The 3831-nt window shown below is 72.1% G+C and carries 3 protein-coding genes; all 3 read right to left on the bottom strand.

All coding sequences use genetic code 11. From position 1 onward, the window contains the following. Positions 1 to 393: 393 nt before the first annotated feature. A complete protein-coding gene (locus AC31A1_RS48390; protein WP_489659425.1) occupies positions 394 to 1041 on the bottom strand; it encodes a SurA N-terminal domain-containing protein in 648 nt (215 codons plus the stop codon). A gap of 178 nt (positions 1042 to 1219) precedes the next feature. After that, on the bottom strand, positions 1220 to 2047 hold the full coding sequence (locus AC31A1_RS48385; protein WP_489659424.1) for a glycoside hydrolase domain-containing protein: 828 nt from the start codon (positions 2045 to 2047) through the stop codon (positions 1220 to 1222). 82 nt (positions 2048 to 2129) lie between these two features. Further along, a complete protein-coding gene (locus AC31A1_RS48380; protein ID WP_489659426.1) occupies positions 2130 to 3617 on the bottom strand; it encodes a protein kinase domain-containing protein in 1488 nt (495 codons plus the stop codon). Positions 3618 to 3831: the final 214 nt, after the last annotated feature.

Here is a 3831-nt window from a genome sequence, read left to right as displayed (position 1 = left end):
CCTCGGGAGCGGGGCCGCCCTCGGGGGCGGGGCTGGTTGCGTTCACCCACCGAACGTAACCCACGCCGCCGACAGCCCCGGAGTTATCCACAGGCCAGCGAACACCGCGTTATCCACAGGCCGACGGGCGCCGCTGCTTTCCCCGGCCGGCGCGCACCCCTGTTGTCCACAGGCCGAACTCCGACCCGCCGACACCCGATCCGCCGGCCTCGGACCCGCTGACTTCCGACCCGCCTGCTCCGACCCGCCGGCCTCTGACCCGCTGACTTCCGGCCCACCTGCACCGACCCGCCGGCCTCCAACCCCCGGGCCTGCCGAGGTGCCGGCCTGCCGACACCCGGGCCTGCCGACACCCGGCCTGCCTGCCCGTCGGCCTGCCGAGCCGCCGTACCGTTACGCCGACTGCTGAGTCCCCGCCGCGGTGACTTCCCGCACCCACGGCGTCTTCGCGTCCACCCGGCTGCTCTTGGCCACGTCCCACGTGCCGTAGCGCGGGTTGAGGTCGACGTGGAGTTCCTTGGAGGCGGTGGAGAGGGCCTTCCAGAAGGCGGGCTGGGTGGTGTCGGTGCCGAGTTTCGCGGCCAGTTTGCGGCCCTCCACCTGGAGGCGGAGGTTCTCGTCGAGGCGTTGCGGGGGGACGCCGTACTGGGCGAGCCAGGTCGCTTCCAGGGCCTTGGAGCCGCCCGCCTGCTGGGCGAGGGCGGCCCGCATGTCCTGGATGTCCTTGCGGGTGACGGTGACTCCGGCGTCCTGGGCGGCGCGGTGGACGACCTGGTCGAAGACCATGCCGTAGAGCGTCTCGCGGGTGAGGCCGCCGGTGGTGGCGATGGCACGCTCGTACTGTGCCTGGTTCTGGACGGCCGACCGCTGGGCCGTGCGCACCTCGTTGACCCTGCTCTGCAGCTGCGCGACGGTGATGCGCTGGCCGCCCACGACGGCCGCGGCGCCTGGATGCGTTTCGTTTCCGCAGGCGGTCAGGGCGGGGGCCGCGGCGGCGATCACGGCGGTGAGGACGAGCGCGGTGCGACGGCGGCGGTGCAAGGGAGCCTCCCGAGGAGATTGTGCGACGGTGCACAAAGTCTTGCGGTGATCGATGTTAGGCAGTGGGTCGCCTGCGGCCAACCCATTCGACCAACGATTCACCAGGACTTCGGGCACCGGCACGCACGCGTGGGCTCTGCGGGCTCCCCGTAGTCAGCCTCTTCGGGCTTCCCCGTGCTCAGCCGGTGATGGCGACCGGCGCGTCCCACGTGTCGCGGTCCACGGTGATCGTGTAACCGCCGCGGGTCTCCTTGCTGTTGACCATGTACTGGTGAGCGCGGCTGTGGTTGGTGAACTGGGTGGAGCCCCAGGGCCAGTCCGAGGTCGTGGTGTACGTCTTGTCCCACAGCGCGTACCAGAGGTTGCCCGGCAGGTCCGTCTTGTTGGTCGCGGTCGCGATCGCCTTGGCGCTGGAGCTGGAGAAGCCGTAGAGGCCGCTGCGGTAGATCTTGGCGTGCAGTTCCTTGTCGAAGGCGCGGACGTACGTCAACACGGCGTTGTTGCAGGCCGTGTTCGTGATGTCGTACGACTCCATGTCCAGGTAGACGGGGCTGCCGGCCTTGAAGCCGAGCGCGGCGGACTTGGCGACCGCGTCGTCCGCCTCGGACTTGCCGACGGCCGCGGCCGTGGAGGCGCTGATCTTCACCGAGCCGCCGGAACCGCAGGACGGCTGCGAGCCGACGTAGAGCGGGATGAACTTCCAGCCGACCGTGGTGAGGGACTTGACCCAGGACGCGGTGAGGTTGGGCTGACTGCAGCCTCGGTTCTTGCCGCCGATGTAGACGGCGGCGGCACCGTAGGCGCCGTCGGTGTGCCAGGCCTTCATCGCGGCGAGGGAGGGCGCGGCGCAGGTGTCGAAGGCGCGGCCGGTGTAGGTCTTCTGGGCGGGCCAGGTGGTGGCGGCCATCGAGTTCGTCGCGGCGATACCGCCGCCGGCGACGACGGCGGCACCGGCGACGCCCCAGGCTATGTATCTGCGCTTCTTCGACTGCCGGTGCTCGGACATGAAAGACCCCACCCCTGGTTGGTACGTGACTGGTGTTGCGTGTGGCTTGAATGTGCTCGGCAAAATCTAGCCGCCGGTCTCGCTAGCCGCGCACCTGCCCCAGCCACTGCAGCGTCCGCCGGATGTCCGCCGCGAGCGGGTGGCCGGGGCCGTGGCGGCGTTCGACGTCGACCAGGAGGCGGGCGAGGGTCTCGTGGGCCGCGCCCCGGTCGCCGAGGGCGAGCAGCAGGTGGCCCATGCGGCGGCGGACCTCGTGGGCGAGTTCGGGGTCGCCGGCCATGTACTGGTTCTCGTAGTACGGCAGCAGCGCGCGGTACTCCGCGAGGGCCGCGGCCGGGTCGCCGAGCGACTCCAGGCACTGGGCGGCCTCGTAGCGGTAGCGCAGGGACTGCGGGTCGGACGGGCCGGCCTCGGCGGCGCGTTCGTCGGCGAGGCGGCGCAGTTCGGGCAGCGCGCGCCGGTACTGGCCGTCGTCCATGAGCGTGGCCGCGTACTGCTTGCGCAGGGTGCGGACGACCGGGGAGTGCACGCCGTGCTGCTCGGCGGCGGTGGGCAGGATCGCGCCGAGGATGTCGACGGCCTGCGTGATACGGCCCTCGCCGAGCAGCCGCTTGACCTCGTCGACGGCGGCGGCGACATCGCGTTTCTCGGCGGCGGGCGGCGCGAGCGGGGCGGGCTGCGGCGCGGGCGTGCGGGCGCGGTCCGGCCAGGGGGCGTGCGGGCGCAGGAACGGGCGCGTGGGGTCGAGCGGCGCCCCGGTGGGCATCCCGCGCGCGGGCAGCAGCAGCGCGAGGCGCTCGTAGACCTCCTGCGCGGAGCCGGGGCGGTGCTGCGGGTCCTTGGCGAGCAGGTGCAGGACGAGCGCTTCGAGCGGCTCGGGGACCTCGGGGCGGATGTGGCGGACGGGCACCGGCGGCTCGTACAGGTGCCGGTGCAGCACGCCGAGGGCTGTGGAGCCCGCGAACGGGACGTCGCCGCTGAGGAGTTCGTGCAGGACCACGCCGAGCGCGTACAGGTCGGTGTACGGGCCGACCGCGCCGCCCATCGCCTGCTCGGGCGCCATGTAGGCGGGCGAGCCGATGGGGGTGCCGGTGTGCGTGAGGCGGGTGGTGTCGGCGTCCATGACGGAGGCGACGCCCAGGTCGAGGACGGTGACCGTGCCGTCCTGCTTCACCATCACGTTGCGCGGCTTCAGGTCGCGGTGGACGATCGGCACGGCGTGCACGGCGCTCAGTACGGCGCACAGTTGGGCCGCGACCGAGACAGCCCACTGCCACGGGTACGGGTCGTGCTCGGCGAGGTGGTCGGAGAGGTCGGCGCCGTCGATGTACTGCATGACGAGGAACAGCTCCTCGCCCTCGCTGCCCGCGTCGTGCACCGTGACGAGCCCGGGGTGGTCGACCTGCGCGGTCACCCGGCACTCGCGTACGAAGCGGCGGCGCAGTTCGTCGGCCTCCTGGCCCGCCACTTTGTCGGGGCGCAGCAGTTTCACCGCCACGCGCCGGTCCAGCCGCCGGTCGTACGCCGTCCAGACCTGGCCCATGCCGCCCTGCCCGATCAGCGTGGACAGTTCATAGCGGTCCGCGACGACCCGTCCTGCCGCCACGGTCACCTTCCGCCCTCGTCGTGCTTGCGCAGATAGTCACTCAACTCGTCCAGCTCTGCCCGCACTTGGTCGATACGGGCGGGCGCGGGGCGCTGTCCCGGAGGCGGGGTGGACAGCGGCGGCTGCGGCACGGGCGTGTGCGGCATGGGCGGCGGGGTGTGCTGCTGCGGTACGGGCG

This window comes from Streptomyces sp. P5F9 (genome assembly GCF_057961495.1).
This window is presented reverse-complemented; position numbering and strand designations above follow the sequence as displayed.

Bases quoted from the DNA above. Each gene is read 5' to 3' on its own strand.
- AC31A1_RS48385 (WP_489659424.1), bottom strand. From the start codon at position 2,047: ATGTCCGAGCACCGGCAGTCGAAGAAGCGCAGATACATAGCCTGGGGC.